We start from the raw sequence: 14,449 nt of genomic DNA, 5'->3' as shown, positions 1-14,449 counted from the left end.
CCCGCTCTAACCTTTTACAGGGCTGGACGGACACCCGGCAAATGTTAATGATCTTTTCGCCTTTGGAAACAATGATCAGGATTGATGACGAATCTAGGCGATCTCGAGATTTTCGCGCGGGTCGTGTCGACCGGTAGCATGTCGGCGGCGGGACGCGCGCTCGGTTTTTCCGCAGCCGTGATTTCCAAACGTATCAAGCGGCTCGAAGACAGGCTGGGCACGCGGCTCCTGCAGCGCACGACTCGGCAGATTTCGCTGACGGAGGCCGGCCAGGGTTTCTATGACCGCGTTCTCGGCATTCTCGCCGGTCTGGAGGAAGCGGAGGCCTATGCTTCGGGCCGCTCGTCCCAGGTCCAGGGGACGCTGCGCATTTCCGCGCCGACCTCCTTCGGCCGCATGCACATCGCACCGCATCTGACCGGTTTCATGAAGGACCATCCCGACCTGAAGCTGCACATCGTGCTGACCGACGATTTCACCGACATCGTCGCAGAAGGTTTCGACCTCGCCATCCGAATAGGCGAACTCAGCGATTCCAGCCTCGTCGCCCGCAAGCTCGCGCCGGTGCGCCGGCTTCTCTGCGCGGCACCGAGCTATGTCGCCCGTCATGGAGCGCCGACGGAGATCGGCGAACTCGCGCATCACATCTGTCTGCCGGCGCACAACAACGACAACTGGAAGCTGGAGGGGCCCGACGGCAGCCTCTCCTACCGGCCGGAGGGACCGCTCGTCACCAACTCGTCGGAAATCATCCGCGAAGCGGTGATTGCCGGTGCCGGCATCGCCCTGCGGTCCACCTGGGACATCGGCAGGGAACTTCGGGAGGGGCGCCTGGTTCAGGTGCTGCCGCAATGGGAAGGATCGCACAAGCTGACGCTTTCGGCGGTCTATCCGAGCCGGCAATTCCTACCGGCCAAGGTCAGGCAGTTCATCGACTATCTCGCCGCACTCTACGGCCCGGTGCCCTACTGGGAGCAATAGACTATCCGTGCTCGTCGTGATGCCGGCGAATGCGCCGCACCACCAGCCAGACCCCGGCGACCGCGAAGGGAACGGCGAGGCCCGTCAGGAGACCGGGATCAACGGGTATTTCATGACTGACGGCCTTGGCGAGGTAGCCGAAGAGCCCGACGACATAATAGGAAATCGCCGCCACCGACAATCCTTCGACGGTCTGCTGCAGGCGCAATTGCAGCTTGGCGCGGCGATCCATCGAATTCAACAGGGCGCTGTTCTGCCGTTCCAGTTCGACGTCGATCCAGCTTCTCAGGAGAGCCGTAGCGCGAGCGAGCTTGCGCGAAAGGTTCGCCTGCCGCTCCTCGACCGACTGACAGGTGCGCATTGCCGGCGCCAGCCTGCGTTCGAGGAAGGTGCCGATGGTCTCGTAACCGGGCACCGGCGTTTCGGAAAGCGTGCGGATGCGTTCCTGGACAATGCCATAATAGGCGCGGCTGGCGCCGAAGCGATAGAGGCTGAGGGCGGCACCCGCTTCGAGATCGGCGGCAAGGCGGGTGATCTCCGCCAGCATCTCGTCAGCCTCCTCGCGGACGTTTTCCTTCATGCGCTGCGTCACCGCCGTCAGGCCGTCCTCGGTGCGGCGGATCTCCGGCGACAGCGACTGTGCAAGCGGCAGGCCGAGAATGGCGAGCGTGCGGTAGGTCTCGATGTCGAGCAGGCGCTGCACCAGGGCGCCGGTTCCCGCCTCCGTCATGCCGCGATCGATGACCAGCACCTGGGTCAGCCCGTCGCCGTTCTGGCGAAAGTCGGTCAGGAGCACCGCCTGGCCGTTCTTGGTTTCGCTGTAACAGAGGCTCGTGGGATCGAAAGCCGCGATCGCCTCGCGGGTCTCCGGCGTATCGGGACGAATTTCCAGACGAACTCCGGAAATCAGCGAGCCCGGGGGCGAAAAACCGTCGCCGAACGGATGGATCGGCACCTCGCCGCCGAAGCTTTCCGGCGCGGGCGCGTCCCAGAAATAGGTGGAGAATTCCGTGTGCCGCTCCCAGCGCAGCGTTCCCTGTCCCCAAGGGATCGCGTGGTGATTGGCGTCGCGACCGGGCGGGGCGATGCCGCGCGAGCGCGACAACTCGGACATCACGGCGTGATCGACGATCGACCCGCCCTCCGTCATGAAGGCGAGTTGAAAGATGACGCGCGGGGTCGTCACCAGTGCATAGGGCCGTGAATGGACCTCGCCGAGCGCCTGGGCGCGCATGGGCGCCACCGGAAATGCAAAACTGCCCTTTGGCATGAAGCGCTTCTTCCCCCTCACGCGTTCATCATCACCTTCTTATCAACGGATAAGGTAAAAAGAACAGGGCGCTTTGACGCAGTTCGATCTTTGTCAACATCGGCAGAGTGGACAATCAATTTGACCACTTGATCGGTCCTGTTAGATTGCCGAATGGAAGCGGAGGCCGGCGACACCTGTGCACAATGCCCTTGGCGCTCCGGGAGACGTGGCCGTGACCGAAGACCAGGACGACCTCTATGCCCGTATTAGCCATGGCCGGACGGCCGACGAGGTGGTGCAGCAGATCGAGCTTCTGATCCTCGAGGGCGTATTACGCGACGGCGATCGCTTGCCGGGCGAGCGAGAACTCTCCAGGCGCTTCGACGTGTCGCGGCCGATCCTGCGTGAGGCGCTCAAGGAGTTGGAGGCGCGCGGTCTCGTCGAAAGCCGGCATGGCGGCGGCACGTTCGTCGCCGACGTGGTCGGCCAGATCTTTTCCAAACCCCTGATCGAGCTCATCGGACGCCACCACAAGGCGACCCAGGACTATCTCGAATACCGGGGCGAACTCGAAGGCTTGACGGCGGAACTGGCGGCGACCCGCGCAACCGACTTCGATCGCGACATTCTTACCCGCGTCATCAAACGCATGCGCGCCGCACACGAGAGCGGCAACTTCGCCGAAGAACTCGAAGCCGATATCGAACTGCACAATGCCATCGGCGAAAGCGCTCATAATATCATCCTGCTTCACACCCTCAGGGCCTGTTACAGGCTGCTGACCCAAGGCATCTTCTTCCACCGCAATTCCGTCTTCGACGCGCCCGGCGCGCGCGACCAGCTTCTCGCGCAGCACGAGGCGATCTATGCGGCGATCATGGTCGGCGATCCGCAAACCGCCAAGGCGGCCGCGCAGAGCCACATCGATTTCGTCGCCACGGCAGCGCGCGAGGCCGAGCGCAGCGGAGAGTGGGTGCGCATTGCCCGCCTGCGCCTGCAGCAGCGCGATCGCGCGGGTTCCTGACCCGTCGCGCGCCCGACAAGCGCAAAAGTACGGATGGCGAGTGCCCCGTGGTAAAATTCCAGCCGATTTCCTAAATATGGTCATGGGACAGTGGTTCGGTCGGAACCGCGACTCCGCGCTTTGCGTTAGCTGGGTGATGCATAGTCCCGAAAAGGAAGAGCGTGAATCCGAATGAATGCGGCGCGTTTGACGAACGCATTTACAGCGGCATGCGACGGTTCATACTCGGGTCGCGCGCGCTAACCACTGATTCGTTGAGGAGTATCGGGAATCTTGAACTTTCTGCACCGGCTCGCTTCTGATGTGCAACTCATGCTGCGTCGCCCGGCGCGAATGCAGTATGCGGCGCTATGCTATCGGCTTGCCAGGAAGACGAATGCGCTGGAAATCCTGGTGATCACCAGCCGCGACACCGGCCGGTGGGTCATCCCCAAGGGGTGGCCGATGCAGGGCAAGCAGGCACACGAGGTCGCCGAGCGCGAGGCCTATGAGGAAGCCGGGGTGAAGGGCAAGGTGCAGAGGGCCGCCATCGGCGCCTACGTCTATCAGAAGCGGATGGACCACGGCCTGGAGATCTCCTGCAAGGTGCAGGTGCATGCGCTCGAAGTCGAGGATTTCTGCAAGAACTTCCCGGAGAAGGGCAGCAGGCGGCTGGAATGGGTCGACTATCGTGAGGCGGCAAAGCGCGTTGCAGAGCCTTCGCTGAAAGAGCTTATCCTCGATTTCGGCAAACGCCTCGGCCCCGACCCGGAGCAGCGGCCGAAAGCCTCCAGCAACTGACGGCGAGGCGGAAGCCCACGGCACCCGCCCCGACGACTGGTCGGACACGCAAGCTCGCCGCAGGCTGCGACATGCCGGATCGGGTAATGCCCCGGCCGCACCCCCTCGCCCCCTCGTCAATTCCTCTTGAATACGCCCGTTTGTGCCGCTACTGGCGAATATTACAGTTGGAGAACAGCCATTGGCCAAGCCGCGACCGCGCCTCGAAAAGCTGACGCTCGACAAGGATCTCGACAAGTTCAGCCTTGCCGAGGAAGCGTCGCATCACGTCATGCGCAGATTGGCTGCTCCCGGACTTGCCGCTCTCTTCCTGGTCCTCAGCATGGGTTTCGCGGCGAGCTATTTCACCGGCGCCTCCGGTGCGGCCGTGGTGGTGGCAGCAGCGGCGGTCGCGGGCTACATGGCGATGAACATCGGCGCCAACGACGTCACCAACAACGTCGGAGCGGCGGTCGGCGCAAAGGCGATATCGATGCCGGTGGCGCTGGGGATTGCGGCGGTGTTCGAGATAGCCGGAGCGCTGATCGCCGGCCGTAAGGTCACGCTGACCGTAGAGGCCGGGATCATCGACGGCACGCAGGTGGTCGGCGCCGAAGGGCTGGTCTGGGTGATGCTCTCGGCGCTTATCTCATCGGCGATCTGGATCAATATCGCGACCTACTCGCGTGCGCCCGTTTCGACGACGCATTCGCTCATCGGCGGCATTATCGGCGCAGGCGTCGCCGCCGCCGGGCTTTCCAGCGTCAAGTGGTGGGCGATCGCCGGCATCACAGCGAGCTGGACGATTTCGCCCGTGCTCGGCGGGATCATTGCCGCACTCTTCCTCGCCTTCCTGAAGGAGTTCGTCATCTATCGCGATGACAAGATCTCCGCCGCCCGGCGCTGGATGCCTGTCGTCCTCGGCGTCACTGCCGGTTCGTTCACGGCCTATGTCGCGGTCTTTGCAATCGACCATCTGGCTTCCGTTCCGCTTCCGACCGGCCTGGCGATCGGCGGACTGGCCGGGATCGCTTGCTATATCGTGTCGAGGCCGTGGATCCACCGCCAGTCGGAAGGTCTCGAAAACCGCAACCAGTCGCTTCGCAAGCTGTTCCGCCTGCCGCTCATCTTCTCGGCCGCCCTGCTCTCCTTCGCCCATGGCGCAAACGACGTATCGAACGCCATCGGCCCGCTGTCGGCGATCGTCTCGGCTGTCGACGGCGTGATCTCGACCGCGGATTCGGAGGCCCCCTTCTGGGTACTCCTCATCGGCGCACTCGGCATTTCGGTGGGTCTTCTGCTCTACGGTCCGCTGCTGATCCGCGTCGTCGGCGAGGAAATCACGCGTCTCAACCCTATGCGCGCCTTCTGCGTGGCGCTTGCAACCGCCGTGACGGTTCTGCTTGCCTCGGCTCTCGGCCTGCCGATCAGTTCCACCCACACGGCGGTCGGCGCCGTGTTCGGCGTCGGCTTCTTTCGCGAGTGGTACACGCGTCACTCGCAACGGCGGCTCGAATATGTCCGGCGCAAGACGGGCCAGACCGAATTCATGGAAAAGGGCGAGACGAACTTTGCGGAAGTGCGCCGCCGGCGCCTGGTGCGGCGCTCCCACTTCCTGACCATCGTCGCCGCCTGGGTCATCACGGTTCCCGTGTCGGCGCTGCTCTCGGCCTTTCTCTATCTCGTCCTCTCCGGTCTGTTTCTCTAGAAGGTACCCGATACCGATGCGCGCCAATTTCCGCATGCAGCGACTGTTCATCGAGAACCCGCTCCACGCCGGAGCGAAACACGAAGCCACGAGGGAGCAGTTCAACTATCTCATCAACGTCCTGCGCCTGGGTGAAGGCGCATCGCTTCTGGTCTTCAACGGCCGGGACGGCGAATGGCGGGCGGAGATAGCCATGCCTTCGCGCAAGCAGGCGGTTCTCGTCGCGGTCGAGCAGACGCGCCCTCAGCCCGCCCCTTGCGATCTCGTTTACCTGTTTGCGCCTCTCAAGGTAGGGCGGCTCGATTATCTCGTGCAGAAGGCGGTGGAGATGGGCGCCGGCGTGCTGCAGCCGGTCATGACCCAGCATGTCCAGGGAAAGATCGGCAGCCTCGAACGCGTTCGCGCCAACGTCATCGAAGCGGCGGAGCAATGCGGCGTGCTCGGCATCCCGGCAGTCGAGGAACCCCGCAAGCTCGAGGACCTTCTCATGGACTGGCCGCGCGACCGGCGCATCGTCTTCTGCGACGAGGGAAACGACAGCCAGAATCCACTGCCCATCCTCGAGGGAATTGCCGAACGCCGGCTGGCGCTCCTGATCGGGCCGGAGGGCGGCTTTTCGGAGGCGGAGCGGGATCTGCTGCGGAGCCGTGACTTCGTGACGGCGATCCCTCTCGGGCCGCGCATCCTGCGCGCCGATACCGCGGCAGTGGCTGCGATGGCCGTCATTCAGGCGACGCTCGGCGACTGGCGATGATGCGTCATCCGCTTGCTCCTAGTTTTTTTGAGGGCATCTTGAAAGAAATTGACTTGCGCCGCACTTGATTACGGTTCAAGCACTCCATCCGATCCTGCTGACCCCGCAGGAGCCGCCCAGGCAAAGAAGACGAATATGGCCCGAGACACTACCGACCAGACGCCGGTTACCTCTGTCGCTGAACTGACCGCCTATCTGGCATCCGGATCGAAGCCGAAGGAAAAGTTCCGGATCGGCACCGAACATGAGAAGTTCGCCTTCTTCAAGGCGGACAACAGCCCGGTGCCCTATTTCGGCGAGGCCAGCATCCAGGCGCTCCTGAACGGTATGGCCGAAAGGAACGGCTGGGAGCCGATCGTGGACGAGGGGAATGTCATCGGCCTTGCCGAGCCCTCGGGCAATGGAGCGATTTCGCTCGAGCCGGGCGGGCAATTCGAGCTTTCCGGCGCTCCGCTCGAGAACCTCCATCAGACCTGCAAGGAATCCAACCAGCACCTTGCCGTGCTTCGGGAAATCGCCGAACCGCTCGGCATCCGTTTCCTCGGCATCGGCGGCAGCCCCAAATGGAGCTTCGCCGAGACGCCGCGCATGCCGAAGTCGCGCTACGCCATCATGACGCGCTACATGCCCAAGGTGGGCAGCAAGGGCCTCGACATGATGTATCGCACCTGCACGATCCAGGTTAACCTCGACTTCTCCTCGGAAGAGGACATGCGGCGGAAGATGCAGGTCTCCCTGAAGCTGCAGCCGCTCGCCACCGCCCTCTTTGCGAGCTCCCCCTTCACCGAAGGCAAGCCGAACGGGCTGCTTTCCTGGCGGGGCGACATCTGGCGCGATACCGACAACCGGCGCTCGGGCCTGTTGCCGGCGGCCTTCAAGCCGGACTTCGGCTTCAGCGACTATGTGGAATGGGCGCTCGACGTCCCCATGTATTTCGTCGTCCGCGACGGGCATTACCATGACTGCACCCATGTCACCTTCCGTCAGTTCATGAACGGGGCGCTGAAGGGCGAAATCGCCGAGTGGCAGCCGACGATGGGCGACTGGACCAATCATCTGTCGACTCTTTTTCCCGACGTCCGTTTGAAGCGTTTTCTGGAAATGCGCGGGGCAGACGGCGGCCCCTGGCGGCGGATCTGCGCCCTGCCGGCGTTCTGGGTCGGCCTGCTCTACGATGACGAGGCCTTGTCGGCGGCCGAGGAATTGACCCGCGATTGGGGTTACGAAGAGGTCCTGGCACTCAGAGATGCCGTGCCCGCAAAGGCGCTCGCGGCCGAATTCCGGTCGAGGTCGCTTTTCGATGTCGCGCGCGAGGTTCTCGCCATTTCGCGCAACGGTCTCAAGCGCCGCAACCGGCTGAACGGCGACGGCATCGACGAAAGCCAGTTCCTGGCACCGCTTGACGAAGTGCTGGCGAAGAAGGCGACGCTCGCGGAAGACATGCTCTCGCTCTATCACGGCCGCTGGAACGAATCGGTCGAACCGGTTTTCGCCGACTACCAATACTGAGCGGACCCTCTACCCGGACGGAGCGCAGCCGACATGCTCCTTCCGCCCCCTGTCCGGCGCTTCAGAAAAAGCGGTTTCCAGCCCTCCAATTCCCGTTATAGTGCAAGGACATGCGTCGCTCGTCCCGGGAAGGAACGCCAATGGCACCGCTTTTTGACATGTTCGCGCAGGCGCAGAACGGCCACGCCATCGAACTGATGGCGAAACAATTCGGGCTCGCGCAGGAGCAGATGGCGAAAGCCACGGCCGCGCTGATGCCCGCATTTTCCACCGGCTTCAAGTACAATACGACGAACCCCTACGACTTCGGCGCGCTGCTGACGGCGCTCTCGACCGGCAATTACGCCCGGTATTTCGAAGACATGAGCCAGGCGTTCACACCCCAGGGTGTCGCGGATGGCAACGGCATTCTCGGCCAGCTTTTCGGCTCGAAGGAAATGTCGCGCGCGATCGCGGCGCAGGCGGCACAGATGACGGGGATCGGCCAGGAGATCTACAAGCAGATGCTGCCGGTGATGGCGAGCACGCTGATGGGCGGGCTCTTCAAACAGACCACGGGGCAGATGAGCGGTGGGCTCGCCGACAATCCGATGATGACGCTGATGAAGCAATGGATGGAGGCGACAGGCCTCGCCAAGAAGCCCGAACCGCAGTCCAACCCCTTCGACAATCCTTTCACCCAGGCGATGCAGGGCTTCTTCGGCATGGGCAAGCCGGGAGAAACGGGCAAGGCCGGCGATAAGCCGAAAGCAGCCGATCTTTTCGCCGACAATCCGTTCTTCAAGGCCTATGCGGAGATGATGCGGGGCGCCGACACGGCGCAGAAAGCGCCGGCCGATAACCCGGCCTTCGCCCAGTTTTCGCAGGCGATGAACAGTCTCTTCGACAGCGGGCTGGAGATGCAGAAGGAATACCAGAAGAGCATCGACGCGCTGTTCGAGAGCTACAAGGGCGGCTCGGGCGGCAAGGCCTAGCCGCCGGGATTGCGCCTCTCCTCGGGTTTAATGCGAGGACGAACCCTCTCCGCGGGACGGGCACGCGCCCGACTGGTCTCCGCCATGATTTAATCCCAAACTGGAAACATGCCGATAAATCGGTGAGGAAAGCTGCGTCCGAGCACCGCGCCGCGCCTTATCGGACGCGCAAAAAAGCCCGGTACACGTCTTGGCATGTACCGGGCAAGGAGCAGGGTCTATTGGCTCATACCCTGCGGGGAACTTTTACGACGTGCCATCGGCACGATCCGAAATTCGCGGCATGATCCGCGCGAGGCGAAGATTTCGCAGATCATGCCGCACTGGCGCATCCGAGGCGGCGGGACGCGCCATGAGGGGTCAATCGTGGCGCACTCCCCTGTAGAAGAGGTTCGCCCGATTGCGTGAGGCGCGCGTCAGGTAGCTGCCCGGGTTTTCGAAGAAGGCCGAGGTCAGCGCCTCGTGCAGGTCTTCGCGTTTCAAACCCATGTCCAGCAACTGGCGATCGTCGAGATCCTGCAGGCGGGCAATCTGGCAGCGGTTTCGATAAAGGCGCCAGACGGCCGTCAGCACGCCGATGATGCCTGTTGTGCGGGCTGCAGGCGACTGCCTGCTCGCAACGAGGCCGAAACCGGAGGCGTGGTGGGTCGTGCGCATGACGGAACTCCTTTTCGCGGGCACGAAGAAACCCGTCCCCTGCGGGGAGGTCGTTCGCAGGGGCAGGCGGAAATACTTTTGGCGAACCGGCGACTATTTTGGCCGGAAAGATTGACGTGGTTTGCGGATTATCATTCGCAAATCCTTATTGATCAGTCCAACGAATGTTTTTAATGATATTCATCAAACAATCTTATAGGTATTCCGGCCATGTCCGCACCGCTCGATATCGACCAGCTGCAAACCTTCGTAGCAATCGCAGACACGGGCAGCTTCACCAAGGCGGCCGACCGTGTCTTCAAGACTCAATCCGCCGTATCGATGCAGATGCGACGCCTGGAAGAGCGGATCGGCAAGCCGCTTTTCATGAAGGACGGCCGGGGCAACCGGCTGACCGTCGAGGGCGACAGGCTCCTCAATTTTGCCCGCCGGATGATCCGCCTCAACAATGAGGCGATCGCCTCCTTCGACGACAACCGCCTCGAGGGCACGCTGCGGATCGGCACACCGGACGACTACGCGGACCGCTACATGCCCGAAATCATCGTCCGCTTCGCCAAGACGCATCCGAACGTCGAGCTCTACATCATTTGCGAGCCTTCGGTGGACCTCGCGGAAAAAATGGCGAAGGGCGATCTCGACATCGCGCTCGTCACCCACAATCCGCGTGCGCGGGCTTCCGACGTCGTACGAACCGAGCCGCTCTGCTGGGTAAGCTCCATCAATCATCCGCTGCCCGAGAATGCGCCAATCCCGCTTGCGGTCGGCCGGCGCGACTGTCAGTGGCGGCAGGCTGCCTGCGCGGCGCTCGATGCGACCGGCAAGGAATATCAGATCCTGTTCACGAGTTGGTCCTCGACCGTCGTTGCCGCCGCGGTGCTCGCCGGCATGGCGGTCTCCGTCCTTCCGGAGTCGGCACTGCGACCGGGCATGAAGGTGCTGACGCTGGCCGACGGCTTCCCGTCACTGGCGCCGGTGCAGATCGGCATCATGAAGCGCCCCGGCCTTTCACCGTCGCTGTCGAACGCGATCACCAATCACATTACCGCCTGCCTGGACAACATCACGCCGATCACCGTCAATGACGATCTCGAAGGCGATCTCAAGGGCTATCCCCGTTATCCGCGCCTCAGGCAGAGCCATATGCTGCCGGGCTGGTGAGCCGCTTACATATCTCCTCCAATGACGAAGGCCACGCCTTGCTGAGGCGTGGCCTTCGCGCTTGCCGGAACGGGCGCCGGACTACTCGGCCGCGGTGCTGATCGTGTCCGCCTCGTAGCCGTGGGCGGTCTTCAGCGCCCGGCGGACGCCCGCCTCGTATTCCGGGTGGACGCGGGCGAAATGAATGAGCTGCCGCTCGATGATCTCGCCCGGGACGCCGCCCATGGCGGCCGCGATGTTGGAGAAGAGGCGCGACTTCTGCCCCTCGTCGAAGAGGTCGAACAGCGCCCGCACCTGAATGTAGTCGTCATTGCCGACGCGGTGGTCGTAGCGGGACATGTCGCCGTCTATTCTGAGCGGCGGTTCCTTGGCCAGCGGCTGTTCGGCCGGTCCATTGAAGGAGTTCGGCTCGTAATAGGCGTCCGGATTGCCGGTGCGAATGCCGCCATAGGTGTTCATCTGACCGTCGCGATGGTAGTGGTGAACCGGGCAGCGCGGCTGGTTGACCGGGATGTGTTCGTAATGCGTGCCGAGGCGGTAGCGGTGGGCATCCGCGTAGGAGAATATGCGGGCCTGCAGCACCTTGTCCGGCGAGAAGCCGATGCCGGGAACGATATTGGAGGGCGAGAAGGCTGCGTTCTCGATCTCGGCAAAATAGTTTTCCGGGTTGCGGTTGAGCTCCAGCACGCCGATCTCGATCGGCGGGTAGTCGGCGTGCGGCCAGACCTTGGTCAGGTCGAACGGGTTGTAGGGCGTCTTCTCCACGTCGAGCTCCGGCATGATCTGCACCTGAACCGTCCAGCGCGGGAAAGCCCCGTTCTCGATCGCGTAGAACAGTGCCTCCTGATAGCCCTCGCGGGTCTTACCGATGACCGTTTCGCCTTCCTCGTTCGTGAAGAACTGGTGGCCCTGCTGGGTCTTGAAGTGGAACTTGACCCAGTAGCGTTCGCCCGCGTCGTTCCAGAAGGAATAGGTGTGCGAGCCGTAGCCGTTCATATGCATCGGCGTCTGCGGGAGGCCGCGGTCGGACATCAGGATCGTCACCTGATGCAGGCTTTCCGGCGACAGGGACCAGTAGTCCCACATGGCAGTGGCGGAACGCAGATTGGTCTTCGGATGACGCTTCTGCGTGTGGATGAAGTCGGGGAACTTGTAGGGATCACGAATGAAGAAGACCGGCGTATTGTTGCCGACGAGGTCCCAGTTGCCTTCCCCGGTGTAGAATTTAAGCGCGAAACCGCGGACGTCGCGCTCGTGGTCGGCGGCGCCCTGTTCGCCGGCGACAGTCGAGAAGCGGGCCAGCATCGGCGTTTCGGCGCCGGGCTGGAGACACTTCGCTCTCGTATATTGCGAGATGTCGCCGGTGATTTTCAGCGTGCCGAAAGCACCCCAGCCCTTGGCATGGACGACGCGTTCCGGAATGCGCTCGCGGTTCTGGTGCGCCAGCTTCTCGATGAGCTGATAGTCCTGCAGCATGATGCCGCCACGCGGCCCTGCCGTCAGCGAATTCTGGTTGTCCGGCACCGGCGCCCCGGCGGTGGTGGTGATCGTCGGACGATCTGTCATCACATCCCTCCTGTTTCGACATTTCGGCTTCCGAAGCTCCTGAAGAGCGTGACGGCTGAACGACAGCAGCCACGATCGGCACAGCGCATGGAATGCCTTGGCACTGGTTTCTCCCACCCCGCGACGATAATCTCCAATTGTATTTCCTGCTGATTACGATAAGATTTTCCTATCATGCTGACACTCAGGCAGATGCGTTACTTCGATGCCCTCGCGGCCACTCGCCACTTCGGCAAGGCGGCCGAACTCACCCATGTCAGCCAGCCGGCGCTCTCTGCGCAGATCATGGAGATGGAAGAACATCTGGGCGTGAAGCTGGTGGAACGGAGCCGCGCCGGCGTTTTCCTGACCGTTAAGGGCGAGGAAGTGCTGGCGCAGGTGCGTTCCATCCTCGCGGATGTCGGCAGATTGGAGGAGAGCGCCCGGACAAACACGGGCACTCTCGAGGGGCGGGTCCGCCTCGGGGTTATCCCGACACTCGCGCCCTATCTCGTCCCGAGGCTCATTCCCTACCTGCGCGAACGGTATCCGGCGATCGAAATCGAGCTCAAGGAGTCGCTTACCGACCGGCTCATCGCCGATCTCGGCGACGGCCGGCTGGATGCGGTCGTGGCGGCGCTGCCGGTCGACGCGGACGGCATCGTTACCCGGCCGCTGTTTTCCGACCGCTTCTATATGGCCGTGGCGGAGAACGACCGGCATGTGCTCATGTCGCCGATGACGGAAGAGCAGGTGGATATATCGCAGCTGCTGTTGCTCGAAGAAGGCCATTGCCTGCGTGATCAGGCGCTGGCCGTCTGCAATACGGCCGGCAAACGGCAGCTCCTGAGTTTCGGCGCCACGTCGATGGCAACGCTTTTGCAGATGGTGGCAAACGGCATGGGAATGACACTCATCCCCGAGATCGCGATACCGAGCGAAGCCGCACGCAACGCGATCCGGATCCTGCCCTTCGCCGCCCCGGAGCCCTCTCGTGAGATCGGGCTCATCTGGCGGCGCAGCAACCCGCGGCCGCGCGACATGGACGCGCTTGCAGACGCCATATCGGCCTGCGCCCGGGAGATCTCACGGGACGCTGCCTCGGCCGGACGGGGCGCGGCGAAAGCTGCGCCTCGTCCAGCCGCATGATCAAGCCAGCTTCGTCTTCAGGAATTCGACGGTCCGCTGCCAGGCGAGGTCGGCCGCCTCCTTGTTGTACCGCGCCGCCGAGGTGTCGTTGTTGAAAGCGTGGTTCACACCTTCATAGACGTGGATCGTCACGTCCTTGCCGTTTTCCGTCAGCGCTTTGCGGTAGGCCTCTATGCCGGCATTGATGCGCTCGTCGAGCCCGGCATAATGCAGCAGCAGCGCCGCCTTGATCTTCGGCACGTCCTCGGCCTTCGCCTGGGCGCCGTAATAGGCCACGCCGGCCTTGAGATCGGGTGCGTTCACGGCAAGCCTGTTGACGAGACCGCCGCCCCAGCAAAAGCCGATCGCGCCGACATTGCCGGTGCTTTCCGCATGGCCTTTCAGAAAGCTCACGGTGGCGACGGCATTCTCATTCGTCTCGGTTGCGTCGAGTGCGCTGATCATCTCCCGCGCCTTGTCCTCGTCGGCCGGTGTCCCACCGTCGGGCGACAGGAAATCGGGCGCAAGCGCCACGAAACCTTCGAGCGCCATGCGGCGCGCAACGTCTCTTATGTGTGGGTTCAGGCCACGATTCTCGTGAATGACGATAACGGCGGGAAGCTTGCCGGACGCATCGGCGGGTCTGACGAGATATCCCTTCATTTCGCCGTCGGCGCCGGGATAGGTGATGTCCTCTCCCTTGATGCGCTCGTCCGTCTCGGCAATCACTTCGGCTTTGGCACTATCGGCAGCCAGCATCGGCGCGATTGCGGCGGCAGCCGCAGCCGTACCCGCGAGCGCCGTCAATCTCTCCATGAAACGGCGGCGATCCAAAGTGAGATGCGTATATTCGTCATAGGCATCGATCATCGCCTGGGTGATGACAGGCTTGTTCATGACGCTCTCCCTGGGGCTATGGCAGATCAAATGTCGCTGTAGCAGGCGGCAGCAGACCACCCGGCGACAGGATAGGTCAGCGGCACGGTCACGGACTTAC

The 14,449-nt window shown here is 62.9% G+C and carries 13 protein-coding genes; 9 read left to right on the top strand and 4 right to left on the bottom strand.

All coding sequences use genetic code 11. The features are described 5' to 3' along the window. Nucleotides 1-84 precede the first annotated feature (84 nt). Nucleotides 85-981, top strand: coding sequence for a LysR family transcriptional regulator (locus BHD07_RS05740; protein ID WP_018094325.1), 897 nt, complete (start codon nt 85-87; stop codon nt 979-981). Nucleotide 982: 1 nt separating this feature from the next. Here BHD07_RS05740 and BHD07_RS05735 read toward each other — a convergent pair whose 3' ends face one another. Next, nucleotides 983-2,251 carry a DUF3422 family protein gene (locus tag BHD07_RS05735; protein WP_018094324.1) on the bottom strand — a complete coding sequence of 423 codons (1,269 nt, stop codon included), beginning with the start codon at nt 2,249-2,251 and terminating at the stop codon, nt 983-985. Between the two features lie 214 nt (nt 2,252-2,465). Between BHD07_RS05735 and BHD07_RS05730 the strand changes: the two genes are divergently transcribed. The 6 genes from BHD07_RS05730 to BHD07_RS05705 all read left to right on the top strand — a co-directional run bounded on the left by BHD07_RS05730 (nt 2,466) and on the right by BHD07_RS05705 (nt 8,961). Then, nucleotides 2,466-3,257 carry a FadR/GntR family transcriptional regulator gene (locus BHD07_RS05730; protein ID WP_338278348.1) on the top strand — a complete coding sequence of 264 codons (792 nt, stop codon included), beginning with the start codon at nt 2,466-2,468 and terminating at the stop codon, nt 3,255-3,257. 273 nt (nt 3,258-3,530) lie between these two features. Further along, the gene (locus tag BHD07_RS05725; protein WP_275596701.1) at nt 3,531-4,037 is read left to right on the top strand and encodes an NUDIX hydrolase; all 507 of its coding nucleotides are present in this window, start codon (nt 3,531-3,533) and stop codon (nt 4,035-4,037) included. Between the two features lie 181 nt (nt 4,038-4,218). Beyond that, complete coding sequence (locus BHD07_RS05720) at nt 4,219-5,724, top strand: inorganic phosphate transporter (protein ID WP_338278346.1); 1,506 nt, start codon at nt 4,219-4,221, stop codon at nt 5,722-5,724. 16 nt (nt 5,725-5,740) lie between these two features. Continuing rightward, on the top strand, nt 5,741-6,478 hold the full coding sequence (locus BHD07_RS05715; protein WP_324762990.1) for a 16S rRNA (uracil(1498)-N(3))-methyltransferase: 738 nt from the start codon (nt 5,741-5,743) through the stop codon (nt 6,476-6,478). A 135-nt stretch (nt 6,479-6,613) separates the two neighbouring features. Then, a complete protein-coding gene (locus BHD07_RS05710; protein ID WP_338278343.1) occupies nt 6,614-7,987 on the top strand; it encodes a glutamate--cysteine ligase in 1,374 nt (457 codons plus the stop codon). Between the two features lie 140 nt (nt 7,988-8,127). Further along, nucleotides 8,128-8,961, top strand: a complete 834-nt coding sequence (locus BHD07_RS05705; RefSeq protein WP_338278341.1) for a DUF937 domain-containing protein — start codon at nt 8,128-8,130, stop codon at nt 8,959-8,961. Nucleotides 8,962-9,321: 360 nt separating this feature from the next. Here BHD07_RS05705 and BHD07_RS05700 read toward each other — a convergent pair whose 3' ends face one another. Next, on the bottom strand, nt 9,322-9,618 hold the full coding sequence (locus BHD07_RS05700) for a DUF1127 domain-containing protein (protein WP_018094318.1): 297 nt from the start codon (nt 9,616-9,618) through the stop codon (nt 9,322-9,324). 210 nt (nt 9,619-9,828) lie between these two features. On the opposite strand from BHD07_RS05700, the gene BHD07_RS05695 reads away from it, so the two are divergent. Next, a complete protein-coding gene (locus BHD07_RS05695; RefSeq protein WP_003527211.1) occupies nt 9,829-10,779 on the top strand; it encodes a LysR substrate-binding domain-containing protein in 951 nt (316 codons plus the stop codon). 81 nt (nt 10,780-10,860) lie between these two features. Here the strand turns inward: BHD07_RS05695 and katA are convergent, their stop codons facing one another. Further along, nucleotides 10,861-12,345, bottom strand: a complete 1,485-nt coding sequence (gene katA, locus BHD07_RS05690) for a catalase KatA (protein WP_100669365.1) — start codon at nt 12,343-12,345, stop codon at nt 10,861-10,863. A gap of 174 nt (nt 12,346-12,519) precedes the next feature. On the opposite strand from katA, the gene oxyR reads away from it, so the two are divergent. After that, nucleotides 12,520-13,473 carry a hydrogen peroxide-inducible genes activator OxyR gene (gene oxyR, locus BHD07_RS05685; RefSeq protein WP_198516571.1) on the top strand — a complete coding sequence of 318 codons (954 nt, stop codon included), beginning with the start codon at nt 12,520-12,522 and terminating at the stop codon, nt 13,471-13,473. Here the strand turns inward: oxyR and BHD07_RS05680 are convergent, their stop codons facing one another. Further along, nucleotides 13,474-14,349 carry a dienelactone hydrolase family protein gene (locus BHD07_RS05680; protein WP_100669367.1) on the bottom strand — a complete coding sequence of 292 codons (876 nt, stop codon included), beginning with the start codon at nt 14,347-14,349 and terminating at the stop codon, nt 13,474-13,476. It abuts the gene before it with no gap. Nucleotides 14,350-14,449: the final 100 nt, after the last annotated feature.

The organism is Sinorhizobium sp. KGO-5, assembly GCF_036245905.1.
Lineage (GTDB): Bacteria > Pseudomonadota > Alphaproteobacteria > Rhizobiales > Rhizobiaceae > Sinorhizobium > Sinorhizobium meliloti_A.
Note: the sequence above shows the minus strand (reverse complement) of the source record. Positions and strands in the feature narration are given on the sequence as shown.

Bases quoted from the DNA above. Each gene is read 5' to 3' on its own strand.
- BHD07_RS05710 (WP_338278343.1), top strand. From the start codon at position 6,614: ATGGCCCGAGACACTACCGACCAGACGCCGGTTACCTCTGTCGCTGAA.
- BHD07_RS05715 (WP_324762990.1), top strand. From the start codon at position 5,741: ATGCGCGCCAATTTCCGCATGCAGCGACTGTTCATCGAGAACCCGCTC.
- BHD07_RS05680 (WP_100669367.1), bottom strand. From the start codon at position 14,349: ATGAACAAGCCTGTCATCACCCAGGCGATGATCGATGCCTATGACGAA.
- BHD07_RS05735 (WP_018094324.1), bottom strand. From the start codon at position 2,251: ATGCCAAAGGGCAGTTTTGCATTTCCGGTGGCGCCCATGCGCGCCCAG.
- BHD07_RS05705 (WP_338278341.1), top strand. From the start codon at position 8,128: ATGGCACCGCTTTTTGACATGTTCGCGCAGGCGCAGAACGGCCACGCC.
- BHD07_RS05740 (WP_018094325.1), top strand. From the start codon at position 85: ATGACGAATCTAGGCGATCTCGAGATTTTCGCGCGGGTCGTGTCGACC.
- BHD07_RS05700 (WP_018094318.1), bottom strand. From the start codon at position 9,618: ATGCGCACGACCCACCACGCCTCCGGTTTCGGCCTCGTTGCGAGCAGG.
- oxyR (WP_198516571.1), top strand. From the start codon at position 12,520: ATGCTGACACTCAGGCAGATGCGTTACTTCGATGCCCTCGCGGCCACT.
- BHD07_RS05695 (WP_003527211.1), top strand. From the start codon at position 9,829: ATGTCCGCACCGCTCGATATCGACCAGCTGCAAACCTTCGTAGCAATC.
- katA (WP_100669365.1), bottom strand. From the start codon at position 12,345: ATGACAGATCGTCCGACGATCACCACCACCGCCGGGGCGCCGGTGCCG.